This window comes from Williamsia sp. z71 (assembly GCF_059553375.1).
The window spans coordinates 435,698-460,953 of record NZ_JCANWX010000005.1 but is presented as its reverse complement, the minus strand read 5'-3'; the positions used below and the strand labels follow the sequence as shown (position 1 = coordinate 460,953).

Below are 25,256 nucleotides of genomic sequence, written 5' to 3'. Positions count from 1 at the left end.
CTGAGCTGGGTGTGGTCGCAGAGACCAGAGAGAAGCGACTGTTTACTAAAAACACAGGTCCGTGCGAAGTCGTAAGACGATGTATACGGACTGACGCCTGCCCGGTGCTGGAAGGTTAAGAGGACCGGTTAATCACTTCGGTGGTGAAGCTGAGAATTTAAGCCCCAGTAAACGGCGGTGGTAACTATAACCATCCTAAGGTAGCGAAATTCCTTGTCGGGTAAGTTCCGACCTGCACGAATGGCGTAACGACTTCTCTGCTGTCTCAACCACAGACTCGGCGAAATTGCATTACGAGTAAAGATGCTCGTTACGCGCGGCAGGACGAAAAGACCCCGGGACCTTCACTATAGCTTGGTATTGTTGTTCGGTTCGGTTTGTGTAGGATAGGTGGGAGACTGTGATACATGCACGCCAGTGTGTGTGGAGTCGTTGTTGAAATACCACTCTGATCGTATTGGACATCTAACTTCGGACCATGATCTGGTTCAGGGACAGTGCCTGGTGGGTAGTTTAACTGGGGCGGTTGCCTCCTAAAATGTAACGGAGGCGCCCAAAGGTTCCCTCAGCCTGGTTGGCAATCAGGTGTTGAGTGTAAGTGCACAAGGGAGCTTGACTGTGAGACGTACATGTCGAGCAGGGACGAAAGTCGGGACTAGTGATCCGGCACCGGCAAGTGGAAGCGGTGTCGCTCAACGGATAAAAGGTACCCCGGGGATAACAGGCTGATCTTCCCCAAGAGTCCATATCGACGGGATGGTTTGGCACCTCGATGTCGGCTCGTCGCATCCTGGGGCTGGAGTAGGTCCCAAGGGTTGGGCTGTTCGCCCATTAAAGCGGCACGCGAGCTGGGTTTAGAACGTCGTGAGACAGTTCGGTCTCTATCCGCCGCGCGCGTAAGAAACTTGAGGAAACCTGTCCCTAGTACGAGAGGACCGGGACGGACGAACCTCTGGTGTGCCAGTTGTCCTACCAAGGGCACCGCTGGTTAGCTACGTTCGGAAGGGATAACCGCTGAAAGCATCTAAGCGGGAAGCCTGTTCCAAGATGAGGTTTCTCACCCTCTTAGCAGGGTTAAGGCCCCCTACAGACCATGGGGTAGATAGGCCAGAACTGGAAGCCCGGTAACGGGTGCAGGTGACTGGTACTAATCGGCCGAGGACTTACAACCAAAACAAACAAAGTTTGTCACGCATCCACTGTGCAATATCTGAAACAACACACAAACAAACAAATGATCAGCACTAATCATTGACTTGATTTGTGACGATGGTTGTTTCACATTGTTACGGCGGCTATAGCGGTAGGGAAACGCCCGGTCCCATTCCGAACCCGGAAGCTAAGCCTACCAGCGCCGATGGTACTGCACCCTAATCAGTGTGGGAGAGTAGGACACCGCCGAACACAATTTGCGAATACCCTGTATCCGATTCCAGCAATGGACTCGAATACAGGGTATTTTGCTATCCCCACACGGTGGGGATGTTTGCTTAGATGAGTCATGGCATCACTGATCGGCGGTCCGTCTCTGGTCGAGTCGTACCTGCAACACATCCATGAAAGTTGCTCGGTCGGCGATGAAGGCGCGCTCGCGGATTACATACCGGAACTCGCCCAGGTCGATCCGTTCCGCTTCGGGTTGTCGTTGGCGCTGCACGACGGATATGTGTATTCGATCGGCGACTCGGGTGTCGGGTTCACCCTCCAATCCGTGTCGAAGCCGCTCACCTACGCACTCGCTTTGACGCACAAGGGTTTTGACGTGGTCGATGCGCGTATCGGCGTCGAACCGTCGGGTGAGGCGTTCAACGAGATCAGTGTCGATTCACAGCGTCGGCCGCGCAACCCGATGATCAACGCGGGTGCGATTCTGTCGGCCTCGCTGCTTCTCGAGATCGAGCCCGATGTGGACACCGCGTTCGCGGAACTGCTCGATTTCTACTCGTCCTGTGCCGGCCGTCAGCTGTCACTTGACACCGAGGTGTACGCCTCCGAGATGCGAAGTGGTGCGCGGAACCGTGCCATCGCGTACATGCTGCAGAGCTTCGGCGCCCTGCAGGCCTCCCCGGAGGACTCGATCGACCTCTACTTCCGTCAGTGCTCGTTGATCGTCACGACCAACGATCTCGCGGCCATCGGGGGCACCCTGGCGAACGGGGGAGTGAACCCACGGACCGGCCGGCGGGTGATGACGCAGAGTGTTGTCCAACGGGTACTGAGCGTGATGACGACGTGTGGAATGTACGACGGGGCGGGCGACTGGGTGACCAGGGTGGGTCTCCCGGCCAAGAGCGGGGTCGGCGGCGGGATCATGGCCGTGCTGCCCGGACAACTCGGTATCGGTGTCTACTCTCCGCTCCTCGACGTGCACGGCAACAGCGTCCGTGGTGTCAGCGCCTGCAAGCGGCTCTCTTCCGACCTGGGGCTCCACATGTTCAACGTCGCGAGGGAGAGCAGGTCCGCGGTTCGCTCGTTCCGGAACGCCGAGGAGTTCGAGGTCGCCACCGACCGCAATGAGTTCGAAAGGCACTTCCTCAGGGGCAAGCGCGATCGCATCAGGATCTACGAACTGCAAGGCGACCTCACGTTCTCCGGCACCGAGAGCGTGCTCCGACGTATTCGGTCGGCGGCCCAGGAGTTCGACGTGGTGATCCTGGACATGAGTCGAGTCGATCAGGTCGACGCCGTATCGAGAACGATGTTCCTCGGTGCCAGCAAGAACCTCGAGAACGTGGAACGCACTGCGGTGGTGGTCGATCCGGACGGCGTCGTGCTGCGACGGCACGCTCATGAGGCCCAGCGAGCCCCGCAGCTCGACTACGTCGTCAAGTCGATGGCCGAGGCGCTGGCCGAGGCCGAAGACTTCTTGCTGAAGATCGCGATCGAGAAGCCTTAGTCAGGCAAGTGCGCACGCCGGTCAGTTCTGGGCGGCGTCGTGCGCGGTGAGCAGCGTCAGAGCCGCCAGGGTCTGGGCGTCGCAGATCTGGCCGGATGCCACCGCGGCCCAGAGTTCGGCAACCGACCACCACCGGGCATCCATGTCTTGTTCTTCGTGCTCGCGTTGCGTCACGCCGACCTCGAGGTCCTCTGCGAGGAACACCGCTTGTCGCTGACTGCTGAAACCGGGTGCCACGTCGACCGTGCCGATGTGGGTGAGCGACCCGGCACTCAGACCGGTTTCTTCGGCGAGCTCGCGGACCGCAAGTGTCTGCGCCGGAATCACCTGGCGGTCCGGCGCCGTGCCCGCCGGGAACTCCCATCGTCGCGCATCGACCGCGTAGCGGAACTGTTCGACCAGGAAGACCCGACCCTCCTCGCGGGGGATGACGATGACTCCCTCCGGCTTGTCGACCACGCTGTAGATCCCACCGCTGCCGTCGGAGCGCACGATCTTGTCCTCTCGCAGGGACAACCACGGATTCGCATATATCTCGGCTGAAGACACTCGCTTGATCGACACCACATCAGAATATGGCCGGCGCACGGCACGGGGGCGACGCGCATCGCGGCCACGGGCCTAAGGTGGTCTCGTGCGTCTTGTTATTGCCGAATGCCAGGTCGACTACGTCGGACGGCTCACCGCCCATCTGCCCAAAGCTCGCCGACTGCTGTTGATCAAATCCGATGGTTCGGTCAGTGTGCATGCCGACGATCGTGCCTACAAGCCGCTGAACTGGATGAGCCCGCCGTGCTGGCTGGTGGAGACAACTCCGGAAACGCCTGATGGGCCGCAACTCTGGGTGGTGACGAACAAGGCCGGCGAAGAACTCCAGATCACGATCACGAACATCGAGCATGATTCGAGCCACGAACTCGGCGTCGATCCGGGCCTGGTCAAGGACGGTGTCGAGGCACATCTGCAGGAGTTGCTGGCCGAACACGTCGAGACACTCGGTCCCGGCTATTCGCTGGTACGCCGGGAGTACATGACCGCGATCGGTCCCGTCGACCTGCTGTGCCGGGATGCAGACGGCACGTCGGTTGCGGTGGAGATCAAACGACGCGGCGAGATCGATGGCGTCGAGCAGCTGACGCGCTACCTGGAGCTGATGAACCGGGATCCGCTGCTGGCGCCGGTGCAGGGTGTCTTCGCGGCCCAGCAGATCAAGCCGCAGGCCAAGACGCTCGCCAACGATCGCGGTATCCGCTGCGTGATTCTCGACTACGACAAGCTTCGGGGGACCGAGAGCACCGAGTTCCGGCTGTTCTGAGATATCGACGGGTGTGATGGAACGGATCGAGTCCGGCCCCGGCGGCGACGACTACTACGTCCGGCCGATTGCCGGCCAGCGCGCCACGAAGATCTACCGGTGCCCGGGCTGCAATCAGACCATCGCGGTAGGTGTTCCGCATGTGGTGGCCTGGCCGGTGGACGATTACGGCATGGACGGGTTCACTGGCGGCGCGTCCTATCTTGATGATCGCCGCCATTGGCACACCGGGTGCTGGCGTCGCGGCACGCGCGGCACCCGCCGTGCACGACGCTGAACGTCGCCGGTTACCGGTACGACGTACTGACCCGGTCCGGGGTGTCCGTCTCGTCCGCTGATTTGAGATCGGTCGACTCGTCGAGTGTTGAGTGGTCGGCGGTTTCGGGATCAACGGCATCGCCGGCGGGGGACGACGACGGTTCATCGAGACGTGCGTTGTCGGAGAGCTCTTTGTTCAGCAGTCCGGTGGTGTTCGGATCGAGTAATTCGGGCTCGTTCTCCACCTCGGCGAGCAGCTGGGGGACGTCGTCGAGCTGGTTGCGGATCTCGGCGAGCTGGGACAGCATCCGGCTCCGCAGCGCGCGCACCTGCTCGGTGACTTCTTGTGAGCGCGTGACTCTTTCGGTTGCCGCGGACGCTGCACGCTGCCGCAGACTCTCGGCTTCGGCGTGTGCGTTCTCGAGCAGTTCGCGAGCTTCGTTCTTGCTGTCGGTCTCGAGTTTGGCCGCTGCCTCGACGGCTTCGGTCCGGCGGGCGGCCATCGTGATGTCGAAGTCCTGCTGAATCCGTTCCCGGTTGGCCTGTGCCCGGGCATCGAGCTCTTCTGCCTGCGCCTTCGCCTCGGCGATGATGCGCTGCGCCTCGTTGCGGGCCGCGATCATCGTGGCCTCGTGTTCGGCGGCCATCGCCTCGCGGCGGTTCTCGATTTCCTCGACCTTGCGCGCGATCTCCTCGCGGTGCTGCGCGACCTCCTGGCGGGCGATCGAAAGTACTTCCGCAGCTTCGGCTTCGGACTGTGCCCGGATCTCCGAGGCTTCGTCGGAGGCCAGGCGCAGCATGCTCGAGACGCGCTCGCTCATCCCCTGGACGGTGGTCGGCGGAACGGACAACCGATTGACCTCGCGGCGGAGCTCGTCGATGTTGTCGCGGGCGATCTCGAGGTTCTCGGCGAGTTCCCGGGCATTGGCTGTGGCGGCGTCGCGGTCGGCGGCGATGACCCGCATCTCCGCGTCGAAGCGACGGAAGAACTCGGTGACCTGATCCCGGTCGTAACCACGCATGACCGTGGCAAACGGCAGGCCGCTGGCAGATGTGGCCTCGTTGATTGGCATGGGTGAGATTTTACGCTGTGTTGTCACCGGTACCGGCGGTGAACACGGTGTGCGCCACAGGAGTTACCAGGCTGCAACCCGTGCCCACCATCCGGTCGGCTCTCACGAGCGCGATCGTCAGTGCGTGGCGGCCGGTTCCACCAGTTCGAGGAGGACACCACCGGCGTCCTTGGGATGGATGAAGTTGATCCTCGAGTTCGCGGTGCCGCGGCGCGGCTCGGTGTACAGCACCCGCAGACCGTTGGCGACCAGACGGCGGGTGACCTCCTCGATGTCGGTGACCCGGACCGCCATCTGCTGCAGTCCGGGACCGTTGCGGTCGATGAACTTGGCGATGGTCGACGTCTCGTCGATCGGCGAGAGCAGCTGGATCAGGGCGTGCGTCTTGTCGGCACCTGCCGGACCCACCATCGCCTCGACCACGCCCTGGGCGGCGTTGGTCTCCTGGTGCAGGGTCACCAGGCCCAGGTTGTCGAGGTACCAGGCCTTGGCGGCCTCGAGATCGGGCACTGCGATCCCGACGTGATCGACCGCGGTGACTAGCTCTCCGATGGTGGCCATGGCCACTGACTGGGGGTTCTGTTCAGATGTGCTCATGGCATAAAGGTAACCTCGGGGTTAGTTGAGCGACGATTCAGCCAGCTTTCAGAGAGGTCAGAACAGATGACAACGTCGGTAATAGTGTCCGGAGCACGTACCCCGATCGGCCGATTGATGGGTTCGCTCAAGGATTTCAGTGCGGTGGATCTCGGCGCGATCGCCATCCGCGGGGCCCTGGAGAAGGGCAACGTCCCTGCCTCTGAGGTCGAATACGTCATCATGGGACAGGTTCTCGGTGCCGGTGCAGGCCAGATGCCCGCCAAGCAGACCGCGGTCAAGGCCGGTATCGGCTGGGATGTCCCCGCTCTTTCGATCAACAAGATGTGCCTGTCGGGCATCGACGCGATCGCGCTGGCCGATCAGCTCATCCGCGCAGGTGAGTTCGAGTGTGTGGTCGCCGGTGGTCAGGAATCGATGACCCAGGCGCCGCACATCCTGCAGGGCAGCCGCAGCGGCTTCAAATACGGCAACACCGAGCTGGTCGATCACATGGCCTATGACGGCCTGCACGATCCGTTCACCGATCAGCCGATGGGTGCGCTCACCGAGCAGCAGAACGACGTCGAGAAGTTCACCCGCGAGCAGCAGGACGAGTACGCGGCGCAGTCGAACCAGCGGGCCGCCATCGCGTGGAAGAACGGCGTGTACGACGACGAGGTCGTGCCGGTGCCGATCCCGCAGCGCAAGGGCGATCCGGTCCTGTTCGCCGAGGATGAGGGCATCCGCGCCGACACCACCGTTGATTCCCTCGGTCGTCTGCGCCCGGCCTTCCGCAAGGACGGAACCATCACCGCCGGCAACTCCTCGCAGATCTCCGACGGCGCCGCCGCCGTCATCGTGATGAGCAAGGAGAAGGCGCAGGCGCTCGGACTCGACTGGATCGCCGAGATCGGCGCGCACGGTGTTGTCGCCGGACCCGACTCGACCCTGCAGCACCAGCCGGCCAACGCCATCCGCAAGGCTGCCTCGAAGGCCGGGATCGACCCCGCCGGATTCGACCTCTACGAGATCAACGAAGCGTTCTCGGCGGTCGGCCTGGCCTCGACCAAGGAACTCGGTGTCTCGCAGGACAAGGTCAACGTCAACGGTGGTGCCATCGCGATCGGTCACCCGATCGGTGCCTCCGGTGCGCGTATCACGCTGCATCTGGCCCTGGAGCTCGCCCGTCGCGGAGGTGGCACCGGTGTGGCCGCCCTCTGCGGCGCCGGTGGACAGGGTGATGCGCTCATAATCTCTGTACCCAAGAAGTGAAAGTGACCGAAAATTGATTTCTGCAAAACTCACCGCCCAGATCTTCCGAGTAGTGGCGATTGCCGAGGCCGTGACCTGGCTGGCGCTGCTGATCGCGATGTTCTTCAAGTGGGTGCTCGGCCATGAAGAAGCCATCGCGATCCCGGGCATGACCCACGGCATCGTGTTCATGGTGTACCTCGTGGTCTCGCTGTTCACCGCGTGGCGCCTGAAGTGGAACCTGTTCACCACCGGTCTCGCGCTGCTGGCGAGCATTCCGCCGTTCGGCACCGTGGTCTTCGAGGTGTGGGCGAAGCGCAAGGGCCTGCTCGACGGAACCGAAGCACCGTCGAAGGTTGCAACAGCCTGACATCACCAACCGAAACCGCCATCGCGCACCCGAATCTTCGGGTGCGGGTGGCGGTTTCGTGCATCTTCGGACTCAACGGGCTGTTGGCCGCCATGTGGGTGGCCCACATCCCGGTGATCGGGGACCGAACCGGCGTCAGCCATGCCACCCTCGGCGGCCTGCTGCTGGCGATCGGCGGGGCGGCCCTGGTTGCGATGCAACTGGTGGGCCCGTTGACCGACCGCATCGGATCCAAGTGGCCCACGGTCATCAGCGCGACCGGCCTGTCGCTGGCGATCCTGTTGCCTGGCCTGGCAACCGGCACGATGTCGCTGGCCGCGGCTCTCGTCACGTTCGGCTTCTTCAACGGCGCGCTCGACGTCTCGATGAACACCCAGGCCGTGCTGTGTGAACGCACGTACAAGCGGCCGATCATGTCGTCGTTCCACGGATACTTCTCGGTGGGTGGGCTGGTCGGCGCGGGAATCGTGGCCGCCGGTCTTGCGCTCGACGTGCCCCTCATGGCTGTGCTGGGGACGTTCTGCGCAGTGGGATTGATCAGCGTTGCCGTCCTGTCCGGTGATCTGTTCTCCGGCCGGGCGGGCGACGAGGTGGCAACCCCTGGGCGGGCCGCAACCGGGGTGGCCGTCGAGGACGTCGGGGAGAACGAACCTCGGCCCTGGGGCCGGATCGCGCTGCTCGCCCTGGTGGCGTTCATGCTCATGCTGGCCGAGGGCGTCGCCTACGACTGGAGTGCGCTCTACATCGTCGAGAGGTATGACGCCTCCGACGCTCTGGGCGCCGTTGCGTTCGGCGCATTCAGTGCCACGATGGTGATCTTCCGATTCTCCGCCGACGCGGTGAGCGCCCGGTTCGGCCCGGTCGCCGTCGTGCGCGGTGGGGCAGCCGTCGCCGTCGGCGGGATGGCGTTGGCGATCTGCGCTCCCAGTGCACCGTGGAGCATCGTCGGGTGGGCGGTGTTCGGGCTCGGCATCGCGGGCGGGGTTCCACAGCTGTTCACCGCGGCCGGAAACGTCACGACGGCATCGAGCGGCCAGATCATCTCGGTGGTTGTCGGATTCGGGTATGTCGGGATGCTGGCGGGCCCGGCCGTCATCGGACCGATCGGTCAGTGGTTCTCGCTCGGCAGTGCGTTGTGGTTTGCGGTCGCCGGGTTGGTGATCGCCATCGTTTTCGCGCCGGTGGTCCGGCCCCGCACAACCGGACCCCGGCACCACTCCGCCGATGACCGTGCCAAACTGGAGTAATGACCAGACCGCAACAAAGTCAGCAGGCGGCTGCCCGTGCGGCAGCGGCGATGTCAGGCGCCGTGGACCTTTCAGGTCTCAAAGAGCGCGCCGAGGCGCAACGCGCACAAGCAAATCGGCCGGCACCGCCGCCGGGAGCCGCACCCCCGTCGGCTCCGGCCGGGGGAGCCGGGTTCCCCGCCGTCTACGACGTCACCGAGGAAACCTTCGAGTCCGAGGTCGTCGCCCGGTCCTCGCAGGTGCTGGTCGTCGTCGACCTGTGGGCAACCTGGTGTGGTCCTTGTAAGCAACTGTCACCGACGTTGGAGCGGATGGCCGCCGAGTCCGGTGGCGCCTGGGTGCTGGCGAAGGTCGACGTCGACGCCAATCCGCGCGTCGCGCAGTTGTTCGGCGTGCAGTCCGTTCCGACCGTGGTCGCGATCATCGGCGGTCAGCCGGTGTCGGCGTTCGCCGGTGCGCAGCCGGCCGCACAGATCCAGGGCTGGATCGACGACGTCATGAGTCAGCACGGCGCCGGCCTCACCGGTGCGCCCGCTGCGGGCGGTGCGGATGCCGAGGAACCCGTCGACCCGCGGATGGCGGCGGCCGAGGACAAACTCAACGATGGCGACATCGAGGGGGCCCTGGCCGACTACAAAGAGATCGCTGCCGCCGAGCCGAACAACATCGAGGCCGCCTCCCTGGTCCGCAACCTGACGTTTGTCGCGCGGGCCCAGTCCCACGATCCGGCAGAGCTCGCCGACGCATCGCCCGACGATCTCGAGAAGCAACTGGCCGCCGCCGACGTGGAACTGCTCAATCAGCAGCCCGAGGCCGCATTCGACCGGATCGTCAAAGTCGTTGCCAGGACTGCCGGCGACGACCGCGCCGCCGCTCGGGCCCGGCTCCTCGAACTCTTCGAACTGTTCGACCCGGCCGAACCCTTTGTGGTCGCGGCCCGGCGCAAGCTCGCGACCGCCCTGTACTGATGACCGCCCTGTACTGATGACCGCCCTGTACTGATGACCGCGCTGTACTGATCGGGTCTCACGGGTCGTAGCGGGAGCAACCACTGTCGGTGTCGAAGTAGCCGGCCGAGAACGCTGCGATCCGGGAGAACCCGCTCGGAAGTGATCGGCCGGCCACGTCACTGGCCACGGCGCCGCTGACCAGAAGACCGGACACCAGCTCGTCGAGGTCACCGCCGCGCAGGGTGAAGGTGCCGGAGTCTGCGGTCGACCGGGCCCACTGCCCGGTGGCGCAGGCCGCCCGGGCCGCGGAGACCGGCTGGTCGATCACCTGACCGCGGGCCTGCTGGGCCGCGATCGAGTAGCGGGATGCCACCAACGAGTAGGCGCTGAAATCGCCGGCGATGTAGCTCGGCAGGCCAGGGGGTCCGCTGGTGCCGTTGTCGGCGATCGACGCCAGCTCCGACGAATCCATCGACAGCGAATTGGTCGCCGGGCAAAACGCCACCGGTGGCGTGGTGGCCACGGTGTCGACGCCGGGACACCGGGTGTCCAGGGTTTCGGTGTCGACGGCAGGCCGGACGTCGGGCGGCAGGGCGAAGAACTCTTCGAGCGATGAGATCACCGAGTCCAGCCCGCCGGCGCTGAACCGGGTGTTGTCGATGCTGCCGGCATTGTCGAAGCGCGGCGGCATCGCATCGCGCATGTCGTCGATGCTGATCTCATCGATGGCCCCGCACCTGTCCGGCCCGTTGCCGAATCCGGTTTCGAATGCACGGGCCCGCTCGAACGCGGTGCCGTGATCGGATTGCCCACGTTCGCTGTCCCGGGCCGAGATCAGCGCGGCGACAGCGGTATTGAGCCCGTCGGCGGTGTTGATCTGCAGGTACTCGCCCTTGTCCTCGGCGATCCATCGGATGAAGTTGCCCGAGAGGCAGTCTGCTTGCTGCTCACTGACGATCGGGGAGGCGTCTTTGTCGATGCCGGCGATCATCTGCACGTAATGGCCGTACTCGTGGGCGATGACCGTCACCGGGGCCATCGGCCCGAACTCGTCGAGCAGGGCCGGCATCAGAACGCCACGGTCCCAGCCGATCTGGTCCCGAGGTGGGCAGAAGGCGGCATTGACGTGACCATAGGTCGAGTCGCCGCAGAAGGTCACCGATGCGCTTCGGGGAGCCTCGGCATCCCAGGACACGAAGCCCAGACCGGTTTTGAACTCATCGCCGAACGCGGGCTCGAACGCCTCTTTCCAGTACTTCTCGAGATCGAGCAGGGCCGCGGCCATCAGGGTGTCGATCTCACCGGAATCCGCGTTGTCGATGTCGAGGACGGGATCGCCGGCGCCTTCGCGTAGACCGGTGGGTCCGTCGCTGACCGTGAGGCCGGCAACGGTGAACGGGTCGGAGTACACCGACACCGGATCGCCGTCGACCACGACCTGCTCTTCGCGGCCGGCGCAACCGGACGACACCACCAGGCAGACACCGACCAGCCCGCTGATCCACGATATTCGTCGTGTGTTCACCGAAGTGCCCTCGCCGCCGCTAGGCCGGCGCGATCCAGATGGCTCCGTTGGCGGGCAACGTCAGCCGGGCACACGCGGGACGGCCGTGCCAGGCTTCACTGTGTGCGGTCACCTGCCCGAGATTACCGGCGCCGGTTCCGCCGTACGCCGGTGCATCTGTGTTGAGGATTTCGTTCCACACCCCGGCGACCGGAAGGCCCACGCGGTAGTCGGTGCGGGTGGTGCCGGAGAAATTGAAGATGCAGGCCACCACGGAGCCGTCCGACCCCCATCGCAGGAAACTGATGATGTTGCCCGCGGTGTCGTTGGCGTCGATCCAGGAATAGCCGCTGGGTGTGATGTCCTGGCTGTAAAGGGCCGGGTGCCGACGGTATGTGCTGTTCAGGTCGGCGACGAGCGACTGGACACCCGCGTGCAGCTCGCCCTCCCAGCCTTCGAGCTGCTCCCACGACAGACTGCGGCTCTCGGACCATTCCGGGGTCTGGGCGAACTCCTGGCCCATGAAGAGCAACTGCTTGCCGGGATGGGCCCACATGTAGGCGAGTAGTGCGCGGACTCCGGCGGCCTTGGTCTGTGAATCACCCGGCATCCGCGTCCACAGTGTGCCCTTGCCGTGCACGACCTCGTCGTGGCTGATGGGCAGGACGAAGTTCTCGCTCCAGGCGTACATCAGGGAGAACGTGATCTCGTGGTGATGGAAGCTGCGGTGGATCTGATCACGCCCGAGATAACCGAGGGTGTCGTGCATCCAGCCCATGTTCCACTTCATGGTGAAGCCGAGTCCGCCCAGGTTGGTGTCTCGGGTCACGCCCGGCCATGATGTCGATTCCTCGGCGATCGTCACGACACCGGGGTGGTGTTTGTGGACGGTCGCGTTCATCTCCTGCAGGAACTGCACGGCCTCGAGGTTCTCGCGACCCCCGTGGATGTTGGGGGACCAGCCGCCGTCCGGACGGGAGTAATCGAGGTAGAGCATCGAGGCGACGGCGTCGACCCGCAGTCCGTCGATGTGGAACTCGTCGAACCAGTAGAGCGCGTTGGCAACCAGGAAGTTGCGGACCTCGGGTCGACCGAAGTCGAAAACATAAGTGCCCCAGTCCAATTGCTCTCCGCGCTGCGGATCGCCGTGCTCGTAGAGGGGCGTGCCGTCGAAACGGGCAAGGGCCCAGGCGTCTTTGGGGAAGTGTGCCGGTACCCAATCGACGAGGACGCCGATCCCGAGCTCGTGCAGCCGGTCGACGAAGAAGCGGAAGTCGTCGGGCGTGCCGAAACGCGAGGTCGGAGCGTAGTACGAGGTGACCTGGTAACCCCACGATCCACCAAAGGGGTGCTCGGACACCGGCAGCAGCTCGACATGGGTGAAGCCGAGTTCGCTGACGTACGCACCGAGCTCGTCCGCGAGTTCGCGATACCCCAGACCCTGGCGCCACGACCCGAGATGTACCTCGTACACGCTCATCGGCTCGGTCAGCGCGTCCAGCTTCTCGCGGCGGTCCACCCACTCGGCATCGGTCCACTCGAACGACGTCTCGGGGATGATCGAGGCGGTGGCCGGCGGGACCTCGGCGGCCCGCGCCATCGGATCGGCCTTCTCCCGGACGACACCGTCGTTGCCGGTGATCCGGTATTTGTACGTGGTGCCCGGACCGATATGGGGCACGAACACTTCCCAGACCCCGGACGAACCGAGGCTGCGCATCGGTGCGGTATGCCCCCGCCAGCCGTCGAAACTCCCGATGACGGTCACGCCCTGGGCATTGGGCGCCCACACCGCGAAGCTGGTGCCGTCGACATCTCCGTCCGGCGTCGAGTACAGCCGCGACTGCGGGCCGAGGATTTCCCACAGTCGTTCGTGCCTGCCCTCGGTGAACAGATGGATGTCGAGCTCGCCGAGGCTGGGAAGGAATCGGTAGCCGTCGGCGACGACGAACTCGCGGGGGGTGCCGGTCGTGTCCTGATACGTGACGCGGTACCGGTAGTCGGTCAGCTCGGCGATCGGGATGGTGGCGACGAACAGGCCTGAATCCTGGTACGCGAGTGGGTAGTCGACTCCGCCGATCACAGCGCTCACCGAGACCGCATCAGGCTTGAGGGTGCGCAGGATCGTGTACTCGCCCGATGGATGAGCGCCGAGAACGCCGTGCGGGTTGTGGTGTGTACCGGACAGGAGCCTGTCGAGTTCTGACTTCTCGAGGGTGGCGTCGGGTGCGGTGTTGGACGATGTGGTCATGAGGGAGTCCTGAACGCGAGTGCGCTGCGCGCCGCCTCTGGCATGGGCGGGAGTGCAACGATGTGGGCAACGGAACGCCATGGTTCGAGCCGGACATAGTTGGCCTGGCCCCAGTGGAAGCTTTCGCCGGTCACTTCATCGATACCGCTGAAGCGGTCGTGCCAGTTGTAGCCGAGTGAGGGCATGTCCAGCCACACGGTTGATTCCTGGGCGGCGAACGGGTCGAGGTTGATGACCACGACCACGGTGTCGCCGGTGTGCGGGTCGAATTTCGAGAACGCGATGAGTGCGTCGTTGTCGATGTGATGGAACTTCAGGTACCGCAATTGCTGCAGCGCCGGGTGGCGCCTGCGGATCTCGTTGAGTGAGCGAATCCAGCCCTCGAGCGATTCGCCACGGCTGGCCGCCCCCTTGTAGTCACGGGGCCGCAGCTGATATTTCTCCGAGTCCAGATACTCTTCGCTGCCCTCGCGGACGGCCTGGTGCTCGAACAACTCGTACCCGCTGTAGACACCCCACGTGGGGGACAGGGTGGCTGCCAGGGCCGCGCGCAGCGCGAACATCGCCGGGCCGCCGTGTTGCAGGCTCTCGTGCAGGATGTCCGGGGTGTTGACGAACAGGTTGGGCCTGCAGATGTCTGCCTTGGCAGCGATCTCGTTCCCGAACTCGGTGAGCTCCCACTTGGCGGTCCGCCAGGTGAAATACGTGTAGGACTGCGTGAACCCCAGCTTGGCCAGACCGTACAGCCGGGCGGGCCGGGTGAAGGCCTCGGCGAGGAACAGCACGTCGGGGTCGCGTTTCTTGACCTCGATGATGAGCCACTCCCAGAAATCCGGCGGCTTCGTGTGCGGGTTGTCGACCCGAAAGATCTTGACGCCCTGCTTGACCCAGTGCAGCACGACCTTCAGCACGCCGCGGAAGATCCCGTTGCGGTCGTCATCGAAGTTGAGCGGGTAGATGTCCTGGTACTTCTTCGGCGGATTCTCCGCGTACCGGATCGTCCCGTCGGGTTCGATGGTGAACCAGTCGGGATGTTCGGTGGTCCAGGGATGGTCGGGCGCGCATTGCAGTGCGAGGTCGATCGCGACCTCCATGCCGAGTTCCTCGGTGCGCTGGCGGAAATAGTGGAAGTCGTCGAGCGTGCCCAGACGTGGGTGGATGGCGTCGTGACCACCGTCTGCCGAACCGATTGCCCACGGGGAGCCGACATCGTCGGGTCCGGCGGTGACGGAGTTGTTGGGCCCCTTGCGGTTCACCTCGCCGATCGGATGGATCGGTGGCAGATAGACCACGTCGAAGCCCATGTCTGCGATGCGGGGCAGATCTTCGGCGGCGGTCAGGAACGTGCCATGAACCGGATGACCCTCGTTGTCCCAGCCGCCGGTGGACCGGGGGAACATCTCGTACCAGGACCCGAACAGCGCACGGACCCGGTCGACCCAGATGCGGTGGGTCCGGCTCTTGGTGACCAGTTCGCGGACCGGGTAGTCGATCAGCAGGGTACTGACCTGCTCCGAGAGCGCCGGCGCGACGCGCACCGCGAGAACCGCCCGCTGGTCGCGCAGGACGGCGATGGCGCCGGTCAGCAACTCGCGGTCATCGGACGGAACGAGTGGGATCGCCTTTTCGAGCAGCTGCGCACCGCGCTCGATGTCGTTGGCGAGTTCGGAAGCGCCCTGACCGGCGGCGAGTTTCTTGTCCATGGCGTCGCGCCAGGTCGCGAACGGGTCGCTCCAGGCGTCGATCCGGAAGGACCAATAGCCGACGGCATCCGGCGTGAACAGCGCGTTGAACGTGTCGGGCTCCGCGCCCGGCGACATCCGGATGTCGAGGTTCGCGCTCCGTGCCGGACCATCGACATGCAATGTGGCGGCGACGGCGTCGTGGCCTTCCCTCCAGACCGTTGCGCTTACGGGGACGGTCTCTCCGACAACCGCTTTCGCGGAGAACTGACCTGAGGAGACCACGGGGGCTATGTCATCGATCCCGATGCGCCCTATCACCTTCTGCGCCACCTTTCCAGGTTCTCGAGGGGTTCTGCTCTGTCATCGCTGTCGGTTCCACCGTATGCGACCGCGGCCGGTTCGGCGCGCGCTCGAGCGGCTCAGGCCTTGGTGTCGCCGCGCAATCTGCTCAGCGCTCCGCGGACCAACTGCGCATCCGAGGTTCGCCAGAAGGGTGGCAACGACGCCAGTAAGTAGTTGCCATATCGGGCCGTTGCCAAACGTGAGTCGAGGACGGCCACCACGCCGCGGTCCGAGGTGGACCGCAACAAACGGCCGGTGCCCTGGGCCAACAGCAGTGCGGCATGGCCGGCGGCGATGGCCATGAAACCGTTGCCGCCGCGGGCCTCGACCGCCTGTTGGCGCGCCAACAGCAGGGGATCGTCGGGGCGCGGGAACGGGATGCGATCGATGAGAACCAGATTCAGCGACGGGCCCGGGACGTCGACGCCCTGCCACAACGACAGGGTGCCGAACAGGCATGTGCTCTCATCGGCCGCGAACTCTTTGACCAGCGCACCGGTGGCACCTTCACCCTGGCACAGCACGGGTAGATCGATGCGGGCCCGCACGGCCTCGGCAGCCGCCTTGGCTGCGCGCATCGACGAGAAGAGACCGAGCGTACGGCCACCGGCCGCGGTGATGAGCTCGACCATCTCATCGATGATGCGGGGCGAGAGCCCGTCCCGGCCCGGGGCCGGCAGGTGGCGGGCCACATAGAGGATGGCGGCCTTCTGATGGTCGAACGGCGAACCCACATCGACACCGTTCCAGGTGATCTTCTTCTTGTCGGATGGTGGCGGCTTACCGATGGCGGTGATGCTCTGCGCCGACTTGGTCGCCTGGGTCTGCGGTTCCGAGTCGTCGTCCGACCGCGGGCGATGCGGCGGCAGACCCCATTCCGCGGCCAGGCTGTCGAACGAACCACCGACGGTCAGCGTCGCCGACGTCAGGATCACGGTGGCGTTGGCGAACAGTGAGGCACGCAGCAGCCCGCCCACCGACAGGGGCGCCACCCTCAGTACTTTCTTCCGATCGCCGCGGACGAGTTCCTCGGCGACCCACACGACGTCCGGACGCCGGGCCGGGTCGGGGTCGTCGAACGCCCCCAGGATCCGGACCGCGGTGTCGTGCATCTCCTCCAAGGCGGTCAGCGCGGCCGATCGGGCCGCGCTGGCATCGGCGTCCAGTTCACCGCTCCGGCGCGGACCGATGGCGGTGTGCGCCCGCCACAACCGATCGCGCAGGGACGACAGTGCCAGGGGAGCGCCGTCGGGCAGCCCCGTCCACTGACCGGGGGCGAGTTCGTCGAGCATCACCTCGATCTGTTCGCTGCTGCCCGCGATGTCGTCGGAGAGTTCGTCGTCGATGAGTTTTCCGCAGCGTCTGGCCACACCGGCGATGGTGCCGCCCGACATCTCCGCGGTGGCCACCGACGTGATCCGGTCGGCGAGCTCGTGCGCCTCGTCGACCACCACGACATCGTGCTCGGGAAGGATCGCGGCCGGGCTCATCGCATCGATCGCGAGCAGGGCATGGTTGGTGACCACCAGATCGGCCTGACCAGCCTTCACTTTCGCCTTCTCGGCAAAGCAGTCGGCACCATACGAGCAGTTGGTGGCCCCGAGGCACTCGCGGGCGGTCACGCTGACCTGCCGCCAGGCGCGGTCGGAGACACCGGTGGCGAGGTCGTCGCGGTCGCCGGTCTCGGTATCGGAGGTCCACTCGCGCAGACGGGTGACCTCACGTCCGAGCCGGGAGGCGGCGAACGGATCGGGTTGACCGCCGCCGCTGAACAGGTCGTCGTCGGCCGGTTCGTCGAGCGTCCCGGCGTGGATCTTGTTCAGGCACAGGTAATTACCGCGACCCTTGAGGATCGCGAACTCCGGCGGCCTGCCGAGCGGCTTGGTGAGCGCGGTCGCGGTCCGGGGCAGATCTCGGTCGACGAGCTGGCGCTGCAGGGCGATGGTCGCCGTCGAGACGACCACCGTCTTGCCGGTGTCGACGGCATGACGCAACGACGGGACCAGATAGGCCAGCGACTTACCGGTACCGGTACCGGCCTGTACGGCGAGGTGTTCGCCGGTGTCGATGGAATGGGCCACGGCCGAGGCCATCTTCAGCTGGCCGTCGCGCCGGGCGCCGCCCAGTGCCGAGACGGCCTCGGCGAGGAGGTCGGGTACCTCGGGTATCGAACTCACTGCGGGTCTGTCATCAGATGTGGTCTCCTGCCGACGGCGGCACGAGCGTGACGCCGGCGCTGCTCATCTGGGCAATCGCGGCTGAGGTGGTCTCGGCGGCAACCCCGGCGCAGTAGCCGAGCAGGACCCGGGTCTCGAATCCCGCGGCAGCGGCGTCGAGCGCGGTGGCCCGGACGCAGTGGTCGGTGGTCAGACCGACTACGTCGACGGCGTTGATCTGACGATCGCGCAGCCAGTCGACGAGCGGCGTGTCGGTGCTGTCGACGCCTTCGAAGCCCGAGTATGCGGCATTGAAATGTCCCTTGGAAAAGGTGGCATCCGCGACGGAGGCGTCGAAGTGCGGATGGAAGTCCATGCCCGGCGTGCCCACGACGCAATGCCTGGGCCAGCTGTCGACGAAGTCGGGGGTGTCGGAGAAGTGAGCGCCCGGATCGATGTGGTGGTCGCGGGTGGTGGCGATCGCCTGGTAGCCGTGGTCGCGACGTGTGTACCGGGTGATCGCTGCCGCCACGTCGGCCCCGCCACGCACTGCCAGTGAGCCGCCCTCGCAGAAGTCGTTCTGCACGTCGACGATCAGCAGTGCGGTTCGAATATGTTCGCTCACAACAGATTCCCTACTCGATGAGACAAAACCATCCCTTACGATGACAACATCTGCCTATGGGCCGACGAAACGTGTGGGGATCGCGGGCTCGCCGTGGGACAGACCCAAACCTTCCCACGGCAGACTGACAAGGGCTTCGGCCAGGTGCTGCCGCGACTGCTCCAGGGTGGGGAGCCCGTCGACCGGTTTGCCATCTCTGACCAACGGGATCTGCAGCGGCCGCGACGACGACGTCAGTTCGGGCACCGCCGATCCGGTGGGGTACACGACCTCCTCGAGGATCGTCCCCGACGGTTTGGCCGTCCGCAGCGCGGTTTTGGCCCCACCGCGAGATTCCTTGCGGTTGGCACGTTTTGCCACCGGGATCCCGTCGACCTCGACCAGCTTGTAGACCATGCCTGCGGTGGGCGACCCGGATCCGGTCACCAGTGAGGTGCCCACGCCGTAGGCGTCCACCGGTTCGGCGCGCAGCGCTGCGATCGCATATTCGTCGAGATCGCCGGAGACGACGATCCTGGTCTTCGTGGCACCGAGGTCGTCGAGCTGCTGACGGACCTGGCGGGCCAGCATGCCCAGATCGCCGGAGTCGATCCGGACGCCGCCGAGATCGGTACCCGCCACCTCGATGGCGTTGGCAACACCCTGGGTGATGTCGTAGGTGTCCACGAGCAGGGTGGTCCCGACGCCGAGGCGGGCGACCTGCGAGGCGAACGCCGCCTTCTCGTCCGGGCCGTCGGCGGTCGTGTGCAGGAGGGTGAAGGAGTGCGCGCTGGTGCCGGTGCTCGGGATTCCGTGCCGACGCGCGGCTTCGAGATTGGACGTCGCCGACATCCCGGCTAGGTAGCCGGCCCGGGCCGAGGCCACCGCCGCCTGTTCGTGTGTGCGCCGCGAACCCATCTCGATGATCGGACGGGAACCCGACGCGGTGACCATCCGGGCCGCCGCCGAGGCGATGGCGCTGTCGTGATTGATGATCGAGAGCGCGAGGGTTTCGAGAACGACCGCTTCGGCGAAGGTGCCACGCACGGTCAGGACGGGGGAGCCCGGGAAGTACAGCTCACCCTCCGGATATCCGTCGATGTCGCCGGAGAACCGATATTCGCCGAGCCACTCGACCGTCTCGGGGTCGAGGAACGGTTCGACCAGTGCCAGTTCTTCAGGGCCGAAGGTGAACTCGGCAAGTTGTTCGATCAGACGTCCGGTACCAGCGACAACGCCGTACCGGCGGCCATCGGGTAGCCGCCGGGCGAACAGCTCGAATGTGCAGTTGCGATGCGCGCTGCCACTGGCGAGCGCGGCCGCGATCATGGTCAGCTCGTAGTGGTCGGTCAGCAGCGCTGTGTTCGATGCGGTCACTATCGGTACCCTAGGGCTTATGCGCGGACAGATGATGACCGCACCGCAGCGTGTTCACACCACGTTGGCGGCGGGCGACGGTCAGCACGAGGCTACCCCGTCCAGTACCGCCGTTGCCGAGCGCGACGAGGCACTGGATCGCCCATGGATGACCATCGTGTGGGACGACCCGGTGAACTTGATGCGGTATGTGACCTATGTGTTCCAGAAGGTCTTCGGGTACAGCGAAACCAAGGCTTCCGAGCTGATGATGCAGGTACACACCGAAGGGCGGGCCGTGGTGTCCTCGGGCGATCGCGACAAGGTGGAGCTCGACGTGCAGAAGCTGCATTCGGCGGGTCTGTGGGCCACCATGCAGCGAGACAGCTGACCCGGCGTGCGCAACTGGAAACGGCGTGGTTCCGGCGATCGTCTGCGGATCACCACCGAACTCGATCAACACGAATCCGATCTGATCGCCTCGCTGGTCACCTCGATGACCGAGCTGCTCGACGAACGGGAGTCGACCGCTCCGACCGATGAGCTCTCCGCGATGACGGGGATCGCGGCGGGGCACTCCACCCCACCGACCGATGCCACGCTGGGCCGGCTCTTCCCGGATTTTCATCGTCCCGACCAGGACGAGACCACATCGATGGACGCGGCGACCGGGGACATCAACGGCGCACTGCGCAGCCTGCACGAACCGCACATCATCTCCGCCAAACAGGAAGCCGCGCGGGTGGTCCTCGACTCATTGCCGGACGGCGGCGGCCAGGTCTCGTTGACGGCCGGAGAAGCAGATCAGTGGCTTTCCGCGATCAACGACGTGCGCCTGGCACTGGGCGCGATGATCGGCATCAGCGAATCCACCCCCGATCAACTGCCCGAAGGCGATCCGATGGCGGCGCACCTGGACGTCTACCACTGGCTGACCGTGGTGCAGGAACTGCTCGTGGTCGCCCTCATCGGCAAGTGAGCCCCGGCCCGACTTCCCAAGTGAGGTTTGCATGATCCCCGGACCCACGGATTCCATCGCCGATATCGCAGGCATCCGGGTGGGCGGACATCAACGCCTCGATGACCACGTCACGGTCGCAACCGAGGACGCGGCCGGTGAAGGCTGGGCGACCGGCACCACCGTGGTGTTGCTGCCCGAGGGCGCGGTCGCGGCGGTCGATGTCCGGGGCGGTGGACCCGGTACCAGGGAAACCGACCTGCTCGACCCGTCGAACACCGTGCAGCAGGCGCACGCCATCGTGCTGAGCGGTGGCAGTGCCTACGGACTGGCGGCGGCCGACGGTGTGATGACCCACCTCGAGAAGCAGGGCATCGGACTGGCGATGGACAAGCGTGGTTCGGTGGTGCCGATCGTGCCCGGCGCGGTGATCTTCGATCTCGCGGTCGGCGATTGGTCGGCCCGGCCCGATCGCGACTTCGGTGCCCTCGCGGCAGCGAACGCGGGCAGCTCGGTGGCGACCGGATCGGTGGGCGCCGGGACCGGCGCCCGGGCCGGTGCGCTCAAAGGCGGTGTGGGCACCGCGAGCATCACCTTCACCACCGGCCCGGCCACGGGCATCACCGTCGCGGCGCTGATCGTCGCCAACCCGGTGGGCGCCGTCATCGACCCGACCACCGGATTGCCATGGGGCGCACTTCCGTTCGAACTCGACCACTACGGGCTCAAGCAACCGGAGCCGGACGAGATCTCGAACCTGTCGGAGCTCACCGCCAAGTCGGGTCCGCTCAACACCACCATCGGTGTCGTGGCCACCGACGCGGCATTGGATCCGGCGTCGGTTCGGCGGGTGGCGATGACCGCACACGACGGGCTGGCCCGCGCGATCCGGCCGGCCCATTCGCCGCTCGACGGGGACACGCTCTTCGCCGTCGCCACCGGATCGGTGACGCCGACGCCGGGGCCCGATCAGTCGCCCGAGGTCCCGCCGGGGATGAACCCACTCGTCGCTCTCGTCGCTGCGATCGGTGAGGCCGCTGCGACCGTGGTGCAGCGCGCCATCGTCGATGCAGTGGTTTCCGCCACACCCGTCGCCGGAATACCGACCTATCGGGGGACGTTGCCAACAGCGTTCGTGCCCGAATGATCTTCGGTCACCACCGGACCACAGATACGACAACTGCCCATAGGGCGTCAGGGGTTATCGAAGTGCTCACCATCAGCCGGTCGCTGGTTGATCAGATGGTCGCCCACGCCCGCGCGGATCACCCCGACGAGGCCTGCGGCGTGATCGCCGGACCCGAGGGCTCGGACCGTCCCGAGCGATTCATCGCGATGGTCAACGCCGAGCGGTCGCCCACCTTTTATCGCTTCGATTCCGTCGAGCAGCTCAAGGTATGGCGGGAGATGGACCGCAGCGACGAAGAGCCCGTGGTGATCTACCACTCGCATACGGCGACCGAGGCCTATCCGAGCCGCACCGACGTCTCGTTCGCCTCCGAGCCGAATGCCCATTACGTACTGATCTCGACCCGTGACCCCGAGACCGAAGAAATTCGTAGCTACCGGATCGTCGACGGCGAGATCACCGAAGAGCCGATCGACATCACCTAGAGGGAGTTCACCATGGCAGTCACCGTTTCCATTCCGACGATCCTGCGCACGTACACCGACGGCAACAAGCGGGTGGAGTCCACCGGCGCCACCGTCGGCGAGTTGATCGACAATCTCGATGCGAGCCACAGCGGCCTCAAGGACCGGCTCATCGCGTCGGGCAAGCTGCATCGTTTCGTCAATGTCTATGTCAACGACGAAGACGTACGTTTCTCCGGCGGCCTCGACACCTCGGTGGCCGACGGCGACGAGGTGACGATCCTGCCGGCCGTCGCCGGTGGCTGATCTCCTCCCGACCCGAAACCTGTTGGTATGACACGCTATGAATCGCTCATCGACTCGGTGGGCCACACCCCGCTGATCGGGCTGCCGCGACTGTCGCCGCGCTGGCACGAGCGCGATGACGGTCCGGCCGTGCGGCTGTGGGCCAAACTCGAGGACCGCAATCCGACCGGTTCGGTCAAAGACCGTCCCGCACTGCGGATGATCGAGCAGGCCGAGGCCGCTGGCCTGCTCTCACCCGGCGCGACGATCCTCGAACCGACCAGTGGCAACACCGGCATCTCGCTGGCGATGGCCGCAAAGCTCAAGGGCTACAACCTGATCTGCGTGATGCCCGAGAACACCTCGATCGAGCGCCGTCAGCTGCTGACGATGTTCGGCGCGCAGATCATCTCGTCACCGGCCGCCGGTGGATCGAACAAGGCCGTCGCGATGGCCAAGGAGCTGGCCGCCGAACATCCCGACTGGGTGATGCTCTACCAGTACGGCAACCCCGCCAACGCGCTGGCGCACTACGAGGGCACCGGTCCTGAACTCCTCGCGGACCTGCCGGAGATCACCCACTTCGTCGCCGGCCTCGGAACCACCGGGACCCTGATGGGCGTGGGCCGGTTCCTGCGGGAGAACAAGCCCGGCGTCGAGGTCATCGCGGCCGAACCGCGGTACGGCGACGAGGTCTACGGCCTGCGCAACATCGACGAGGGCTTCGTCCCCGAACTCTACGACGACTCGATTCTCACCAGCCGGTTCTCGGTCGAAGGACGCAACGCGGTCCGTCGCATCCGGGAGCTGATCGAGACCGAGGGCATCTTCGCCGGGATCTCCACCGGCGCCATCCTGCACGCGGCGCTCGGCGTCGGACGCAAGGCGATCAAAGCCGGTGTCCGCGCCGACATCGGCTTCGTGGTGGCCGACGCCGGATGGAAGTATCTGTCGACCGGCGCGTACGAAGGTAGCCTCGATGAAGCAGGTGAGGGGCTCGAAGGCCAGCTCTGGGCCTGACCGCGACACCCTTTTGCCACATTCGATCGGAGAACCAATGACCGGATCACTCGGTTCATCCGGCGCTGCCGACAGACAGACGCCTTCGGGTTCACGTTCGAAAGGACCGGCGTCCTGGCCGCTGTGGGCGCGGTCGGTCGTCATCATGGTCGTGCTGACCGCATTGCTGTACGTCATCGAGTTCATCGATGTGCTCAGCGACCGCGATCTCGACAGCGCCGGCATCGAGCCGCGCGACGTCGACGGACTGACCGGCGTCGCCGCCTCACCGTTTCTGCACGCCGACTGGGAACACCTGGCGGCCAACACCATTCCGGGCATGGTGCTCGGTTTCCTGGTGCTGATGGCCCGGCGGTTCCTGATCACCACCGCGATCGTGTGGGTGGTTTCCGGTGTGGGGGTGTGGTTGTTCGCACCCGAGTACTCGGTGACCGTCGGTGCCTCGGGCATCATCTTCGGCTGGCTCACCTACATCCTGGTGCGTGGCCTGTTCAACCGGAACCTCACACAGATCCTGATCGGTGTGGTGGTTTTCATGTTCTACGGCGGCATCCTCTGGGGTGTGCTGCCTGCCGATACGAATGTGTCGTGGCAAGGTCATTTCTTTGGCGCCGTCGGTGGCGTACTGGCGGCCTGGTACCTGTCCGGGCGAGATCGCAGACAGGCTGACAAGGCGACGCCACCGGCGCCGTACGGCACCACCAACTTCGGCAACCCCGGGAGCACCAGACTGTGAATTCAGATGCGTCAGCGAGTCCAGATGTCAACGCGCCGATCGGCATCTTCGATTCCGGCGTAGGAGGGCTCACAGTTGCCCGCGCGGTGATCGATCAGTTGCCGTCGGAGAACATCATCTACATCGGGGACACGGCCAACGGTCCGTACGGTCCGCTGACCATCCCGCAGATCCGGTCCCATGCCCTCGCCATCGGCGACGAGCTCGTCGAACGCGGTGTGAAGGCATTGGTGATCGCCTGCAACACCGCGTCGGCGGCCTGCCTTCGCGATGCCCGGGAGCGATACCCGATACCGGTGATCGAAGTGGTGCTGCCGGCAGTCCGGCGAGCGGTCGCGGCCACCCGCTCCGGACGCATCGGAGTGATCGGCACCGAGGCGACCATCGCCTCCCGCGCCTATGAGGACTCGTTCGCCGCGGCCCGGAACGCGGTCATCACGTCGGTGGCCTGTCCGCGATTCGTCGACTTCGTGGAGCGGGGGATCACCAGCGGGCGACAGGTACTGGGCTTGGCCGAGGGATACCTCGAACCCCTCGCCGCGGCCCGCGTCGACACCGTGGTCCTGGGCTGCACACATTACCCGATGTTGTCGGGGGTCATCCAGCTCGCGGTCGGCGACGACGTGACACTGGTGTCCAGTGCCGAGGAAACGGCCAAGGACGTGCTCCGCGTGCTGACCGCGGGCGACCTGCTTCGCGGTCCGACGGACATCCCCGCAGAGCGCATTTTCCAGGCCACCGGCGATCCGGAATTGTTCGCGAAGCTCGCCAGTAGGTTCCTCGGACCTGCGATCGGAGCGGTCCAGCACGTCTGATCGCGATTCTGC

The 25,256-nt window shown here is 65.3% G+C and carries 24 protein-coding genes and 2 rRNA genes; 17 read left to right on the top strand and 9 right to left on the bottom strand.

Translation table 11 applies throughout. The features are described from left to right. The 3 genes from AC51GR_RS15185 to glsA form a co-directional block, all read left to right on the top strand. Positions 1 to 1,172: ribosomal RNA gene (locus tag AC51GR_RS15185) — 23S ribosomal RNA — on the top strand; the annotation flags it as partial. Positions 1,173 to 1,287: 115 nt separating this feature from the next. Beyond that, positions 1,288 to 1,404, top strand: a 5S ribosomal RNA gene (gene rrf / locus AC51GR_RS15180). Positions 1,405 to 1,501: 97 nt separating this feature from the next. Then, a complete protein-coding gene (gene glsA / locus AC51GR_RS15175) occupies positions 1,502 to 2,896 on the top strand; it encodes a glutaminase A (RefSeq protein WP_496325451.1) in 1,395 nt (464 codons plus the stop codon). Positions 2,897 to 2,917: 21 nt separating this feature from the next. Here glsA and AC51GR_RS15170 read toward each other — a convergent pair whose 3' ends face one another. Then, positions 2,918 to 3,463 (bottom strand): NUDIX domain-containing protein, encoded by a 546-nt coding sequence (locus AC51GR_RS15170; RefSeq protein WP_496325450.1) that lies wholly within the window; start codon positions 3,461 to 3,463, stop codon positions 2,918 to 2,920. A gap of 67 nt (positions 3,464 to 3,530) precedes the next feature. On the opposite strand from AC51GR_RS15170, the gene nucS reads away from it, so the two are divergent. Continuing rightward, entirely contained in the window at positions 3,531 to 4,211 is a 681-nt protein-coding gene (gene nucS, locus AC51GR_RS15165; protein ID WP_496325449.1) for an endonuclease NucS, read from the top strand. Positions 4,212 to 4,227: 16 nt separating this feature from the next. Beyond that, a complete protein-coding gene (locus AC51GR_RS15160; protein WP_496325448.1) occupies positions 4,228 to 4,488 on the top strand; it encodes an Rv1322 family protein in 261 nt (86 codons plus the stop codon). A 10-nt stretch (positions 4,489 to 4,498) separates the two neighbouring features. Here AC51GR_RS15160 and AC51GR_RS15155 read toward each other — a convergent pair whose 3' ends face one another. Both AC51GR_RS15155 and mce read right to left on the bottom strand, forming a co-directional pair. After that, positions 4,499 to 5,542 carry a hypothetical protein gene (locus AC51GR_RS15155; protein ID WP_496325447.1) on the bottom strand — a complete coding sequence of 348 codons (1,044 nt, stop codon included), beginning with the start codon at positions 5,540 to 5,542 and terminating at the stop codon, positions 4,499 to 4,501. 117 nt (positions 5,543 to 5,659) lie between these two features. After that, positions 5,660 to 6,139 carry a methylmalonyl-CoA epimerase gene (gene mce, locus AC51GR_RS15150; protein WP_496325446.1) on the bottom strand — a complete coding sequence of 160 codons (480 nt, stop codon included), beginning with the start codon at positions 6,137 to 6,139 and terminating at the stop codon, positions 5,660 to 5,662. 66 nt (positions 6,140 to 6,205) lie between these two features. Here mce and AC51GR_RS15145 point away from each other — a divergent pair, with 66 nt between their 5' ends. The 4 genes from AC51GR_RS15145 to AC51GR_RS15130 are packed head-to-tail and all read left to right on the top strand — an operon-like array spanning position 6,206 to position 9,957. Continuing rightward, positions 6,206 to 7,393: an acetyl-CoA C-acetyltransferase gene (locus tag AC51GR_RS15145; RefSeq protein ID WP_496325445.1), complete on the top strand. Its 1,188-nt coding sequence runs from the start codon at positions 6,206 to 6,208 to the stop codon at positions 7,391 to 7,393. A 13-nt stretch (positions 7,394 to 7,406) separates the two neighbouring features. Next, on the top strand, positions 7,407 to 7,742 hold the full coding sequence (locus AC51GR_RS15140; RefSeq protein ID WP_496325444.1) for a DUF3817 domain-containing protein: 336 nt from the start codon (positions 7,407 to 7,409) through the stop codon (positions 7,740 to 7,742). Between the two features lie 41 nt (positions 7,743 to 7,783). Further along, positions 7,784 to 8,989: an MFS transporter gene (locus tag AC51GR_RS15135; protein ID WP_496325443.1), complete on the top strand. Its 1,206-nt coding sequence runs from the start codon at positions 7,784 to 7,786 to the stop codon at positions 8,987 to 8,989. Continuing rightward, on the top strand, positions 8,989 to 9,957 hold the full coding sequence (locus tag AC51GR_RS15130; protein ID WP_496325442.1) for a tetratricopeptide repeat protein: 969 nt from the start codon (positions 8,989 to 8,991) through the stop codon (positions 9,955 to 9,957). The genes AC51GR_RS15135 and AC51GR_RS15130 overlap by 1 nt, the downstream gene beginning before the upstream one ends. A 58-nt stretch (positions 9,958 to 10,015) precedes the next feature. Here AC51GR_RS15130 and AC51GR_RS15125 read toward each other — a convergent pair whose 3' ends face one another. The 6 genes from AC51GR_RS15125 to AC51GR_RS15100 form a co-directional block, all read right to left on the bottom strand. Continuing rightward, positions 10,016 to 11,464, bottom strand: coding sequence for a neutral zinc metallopeptidase (locus tag AC51GR_RS15125; protein WP_496325441.1), 1,449 nt, complete (start codon positions 11,462 to 11,464; stop codon positions 10,016 to 10,018). 19 nt (positions 11,465 to 11,483) lie between these two features. Further along, positions 11,484 to 13,694, bottom strand: coding sequence for a 1,4-alpha-glucan branching protein GlgB (gene glgB, locus AC51GR_RS15120; protein WP_496325440.1), 2,211 nt, complete (start codon positions 13,692 to 13,694; stop codon positions 11,484 to 11,486). Then, positions 13,691 to 15,697, bottom strand: a complete 2,007-nt coding sequence (locus AC51GR_RS15115) for a maltotransferase domain-containing protein (RefSeq protein WP_496325476.1) — start codon at positions 15,695 to 15,697, stop codon at positions 13,691 to 13,693. Before AC51GR_RS15115 ends, glgB begins: the two co-directional genes overlap by 4 nt. A 101-nt stretch (positions 15,698 to 15,798) precedes the next feature. Continuing rightward, a complete protein-coding gene (locus AC51GR_RS15110; protein WP_496325439.1) occupies positions 15,799 to 17,898 on the bottom strand; it encodes an ATP-dependent DNA helicase in 2,100 nt (699 codons plus the stop codon). A gap of 13 nt (positions 17,899 to 17,911) precedes the next feature. Continuing rightward, positions 17,912 to 18,502 carry an isochorismatase family protein gene (locus AC51GR_RS15105; protein WP_496325438.1) on the bottom strand — a complete coding sequence of 197 codons (591 nt, stop codon included), beginning with the start codon at positions 18,500 to 18,502 and terminating at the stop codon, positions 17,912 to 17,914. A 54-nt stretch (positions 18,503 to 18,556) separates the two neighbouring features. Then, a complete protein-coding gene (locus tag AC51GR_RS15100) occupies positions 18,557 to 19,858 on the bottom strand; it encodes a nicotinate phosphoribosyltransferase (protein WP_496325437.1) in 1,302 nt (433 codons plus the stop codon). A gap of 34 nt (positions 19,859 to 19,892) precedes the next feature. Between AC51GR_RS15100 and clpS the strand changes: the two genes are divergently transcribed. The 8 genes from clpS (at position 19,893) to murI (ending at position 25,244) form a co-directional block, all read left to right on the top strand. Then, positions 19,893 to 20,228: an ATP-dependent Clp protease adapter ClpS gene (gene clpS / locus AC51GR_RS15095; protein WP_496325475.1), complete on the top strand. Its 336-nt coding sequence runs from the start codon at positions 19,893 to 19,895 to the stop codon at positions 20,226 to 20,228. Between the two features lie 6 nt (positions 20,229 to 20,234). Next, positions 20,235 to 20,816 carry an oxidative stress transcriptional regulator AosR gene (aosR, locus tag AC51GR_RS15090; RefSeq protein WP_496325436.1) on the top strand — a complete coding sequence of 194 codons (582 nt, stop codon included), beginning with the start codon at positions 20,235 to 20,237 and terminating at the stop codon, positions 20,814 to 20,816. A 31-nt stretch (positions 20,817 to 20,847) separates the two neighbouring features. Further along, positions 20,848 to 21,942, top strand: coding sequence for a P1 family peptidase (locus tag AC51GR_RS15085; RefSeq protein ID WP_496325435.1), 1,095 nt, complete (start codon positions 20,848 to 20,850; stop codon positions 21,940 to 21,942). 62 nt (positions 21,943 to 22,004) lie between these two features. Next, positions 22,005 to 22,409: a M67 family metallopeptidase gene (locus tag AC51GR_RS15080; RefSeq protein WP_331884466.1), complete on the top strand. Its 405-nt coding sequence runs from the start codon at positions 22,005 to 22,007 to the stop codon at positions 22,407 to 22,409. Positions 22,410 to 22,421: 12 nt separating this feature from the next. Next, a complete protein-coding gene (locus AC51GR_RS15075; protein ID WP_495516865.1) occupies positions 22,422 to 22,694 on the top strand; it encodes a MoaD/ThiS family protein in 273 nt (90 codons plus the stop codon). Between the two features lie 27 nt (positions 22,695 to 22,721). Continuing rightward, positions 22,722 to 23,693 (top strand): PLP-dependent cysteine synthase family protein, encoded by a 972-nt coding sequence (locus AC51GR_RS15070; protein ID WP_496325434.1) that lies wholly within the window; start codon positions 22,722 to 22,724, stop codon positions 23,691 to 23,693. A gap of 37 nt (positions 23,694 to 23,730) precedes the next feature. Beyond that, positions 23,731 to 24,429 carry a rhomboid family intramembrane serine protease gene (locus AC51GR_RS15065; RefSeq protein ID WP_496325433.1) on the top strand — a complete coding sequence of 233 codons (699 nt, stop codon included), beginning with the start codon at positions 23,731 to 23,733 and terminating at the stop codon, positions 24,427 to 24,429. Further along, positions 24,426 to 25,244 carry a glutamate racemase gene (gene murI / locus AC51GR_RS15060; protein ID WP_496325432.1) on the top strand — a complete coding sequence of 273 codons (819 nt, stop codon included), beginning with the start codon at positions 24,426 to 24,428 and terminating at the stop codon, positions 25,242 to 25,244. The genes AC51GR_RS15065 and murI overlap by 4 nt, the downstream gene beginning before the upstream one ends. The last annotated feature ends 12 nt before the right edge of the window (positions 25,245 to 25,256 follow it).

Bases quoted from the DNA above. Each gene is read 5' to 3' on its own strand.
- AC51GR_RS15085 (WP_496325435.1), top strand. From the start codon at position 20,848: ATGATCCCCGGACCCACGGATTCCATCGCCGATATCGCAGGCATCCGG.
- AC51GR_RS15155 (WP_496325447.1), bottom strand. From the start codon at position 5,542: ATGCCAATCAACGAGGCCACATCTGCCAGCGGCCTGCCGTTTGCCACG.
- AC51GR_RS15065 (WP_496325433.1), top strand. From the start codon at position 23,731: ATGACCGGATCACTCGGTTCATCCGGCGCTGCCGACAGACAGACGCCT.
- AC51GR_RS15145 (WP_496325445.1), top strand. From the start codon at position 6,206: ATGACAACGTCGGTAATAGTGTCCGGAGCACGTACCCCGATCGGCCGA.
- clpS (WP_496325475.1), top strand. From the start codon at position 19,893: ATGACCGCACCGCAGCGTGTTCACACCACGTTGGCGGCGGGCGACGGT.
- glgB (WP_496325440.1), bottom strand. From the start codon at position 13,694: ATGACCACATCGTCCAACACCGCACCCGACGCCACCCTCGAGAAGTCA.
- AC51GR_RS15075 (WP_495516865.1), top strand. From the start codon at position 22,422: ATGGCAGTCACCGTTTCCATTCCGACGATCCTGCGCACGTACACCGAC.
- mce (WP_496325446.1), bottom strand. From the start codon at position 6,139: ATGAGCACATCTGAACAGAACCCCCAGTCAGTGGCCATGGCCACCATC.
- AC51GR_RS15160 (WP_496325448.1), top strand. From the start codon at position 4,228: ATGGAACGGATCGAGTCCGGCCCCGGCGGCGACGACTACTACGTCCGG.
- AC51GR_RS15070 (WP_496325434.1), top strand. From the start codon at position 22,722: ATGACACGCTATGAATCGCTCATCGACTCGGTGGGCCACACCCCGCTG.
- AC51GR_RS15130 (WP_496325442.1), top strand. From the start codon at position 8,989: ATGACCAGACCGCAACAAAGTCAGCAGGCGGCTGCCCGTGCGGCAGCG.
- glsA (WP_496325451.1), top strand. From the start codon at position 1,502: ATGGCATCACTGATCGGCGGTCCGTCTCTGGTCGAGTCGTACCTGCAA.